A 1,640-nucleotide genomic window follows, 5' to 3' on the forward strand; every position below is an offset into this window, starting at 1 on the left:
TGCAGGGTCTCCTCGCGGCCCAGCTGGGTGCTGCGGCCGTCGACCACCACGGCATGCCCGCCGAGCTGGGCGATGCCCACCTCGAAGGAAAACCGGGTGCGGGTGGAGTTCTTGTCGAAGATGACGGCGACCCCGCGTGGACCCTCCAGCGGGCGGTGGCTGAACGGATCCTTTTTCAGTTCGACTGCCAGCGCGAGCACTTCGGCCTGTTCATCGGGTGACAGATCGTCGTCGCGTAGGAAGTGTCGTGTCATCGCGTTACCCCCGCTGTATCCAGGATGCCCGGCAGCGCGGTGACGAAGGCATCGATCTGGTGTTCGGTGATGATCAACGGCGGCGCCAACCGGATGACATTGGGCGCGGCTGCGTTAACCAGAAAACCGCCAGCGCGACAGGCTATCTCGGTGTCTTTCGCGGCCGGCGCACTGAGCACAACCCCGCACAGCAAGCCGCGGCCACGGACGTGGTCGATCAACGGGTGACCGAGCGATTCGATGCCCTGGCGCAACGTTTTTCCGAGCACTTCGGCGCGTCGCACCAGGTCTTCAGTGGCCAGTACCCGCAGCACCGCCAGCGCCGCCGCCGCGCAGATTGGGTTACCGCCGAAGGTGCTGCCATGCAGACCGGGTGACAGCAGCTGCGCGGCCGGTCCGACCGCCAGGCATGCTCCGATCGGCAGCCCACCTCCCAGGCCCTTGGCCAACGTCACCACGTCGGGAGTGATGCCGTCATGCTGGTGAGCGAAAAACGTACCGGTGCGGCCCATTCCGGTCTGCACCTCGTCCAGAACCAGCAGGGCACCATGCTCGGCGGTGATGTCGCGGGCGGCCGCGAGGTAGCCATCGGGCGGTACCACGACACCGCTCTCCCCCATGATCGGCTCCAAAAACACCGCGGCGGTCTCATCAGTGACAGCCGCCGAAAGGGCATCGGTGTCGCCATATGGCACATGTGTGACGTCGCCGGGCAGCGGTGCAAACGGCGCCTGCTTCGTCGGCTGACCGGTCAGGGCCAGCGATCCCATCGTCCGGCCATGGAAAGCTTCTTGAGCTGCAACCAGTTTCGTCCGGCCGGTCAGCCGGGACAGTTTGAACGCCAACTCGTTGGCCTCGGTGCCGGAGTTGCAGAAGAACACCCGCGTCTCTGCGTCGCAGCCGAGCAAGCCGACCAGCGCTTCGGCCAGCGCGATGCCGGGTTCGGCGGCATACAGATTAGAGGTGTGCCCCAGCGTTGACATTTGTCGCGTGACGGCGTCGATGACGGCGGGGTGACGATGTCCCAGCACGTTGACGGCGATGCCGCCGAGCAAATCCAGGTAGGACTTCCCGTCCACATCGGTGACCACCGCACCGTCGCCGCTGGCCAACGCAACCGGCGGGACACCGTAGTTGTTCATCATCACCGCGGACCACCGCCGCTGCATCGTTGCGGTCTTTGTTGCCCCCCTTTTTTCAACGTCGGTCATGCGCCTACCACCTTCGTGCCGGTGCCCTCGTCAGTGAACAATTCGACCAGCACGCAGTGCTCGACGCGGCCGTCGATGATGTGCGCGCTGGGCACGCCGCCGCCAACTGCGCGCAGACATGCCTCGATCTTGGGGATCATGCCGGTCTCCAATGTGGGCAGCAGCTGTGCCAATG

General features: G+C 65.3%; 1 protein-coding gene and 2 pseudogenes. All 3 read right to left on the bottom strand.

Translation table 11 applies throughout. From position 1 onward, the window contains the following. A pseudogene (locus WAN71_RS21010) lies at window positions 1–254 on the bottom strand (ornithine carbamoyltransferase); the annotation flags it as partial. Beyond that, window positions 251–1,465, bottom strand: coding sequence for an acetylornithine transaminase (locus WAN71_RS21015; protein WP_422227180.1), 1,215 nt, complete (start codon window positions 1,463–1,465; stop codon window positions 251–253). The gene WAN71_RS21015 and the pseudogene WAN71_RS21010, both read right to left, overlap by 4 nt. After that, window positions 1,462–1,640, bottom strand: a pseudogene (locus tag WAN71_RS21020) (acetylglutamate kinase); the annotation flags it as partial. The gene WAN71_RS21015 and the pseudogene WAN71_RS21020, both read right to left, overlap by 4 nt.

The sequence above is a fragment of the Mycobacterium sp. genome, assembly GCF_049280035.1.
Classification (GTDB): Bacteria; Actinomycetota; Actinomycetes; order Mycobacteriales; family Mycobacteriaceae; genus Mycobacterium.

Bases quoted from the DNA above. Each gene is read 5' to 3' on its own strand.
- WAN71_RS21015 (WP_422227180.1), bottom strand. From the start codon at position 1,465: ATGACCGACGTTGAAAAAAGGGGGGCAACAAAGACCGCAACGATGCAG.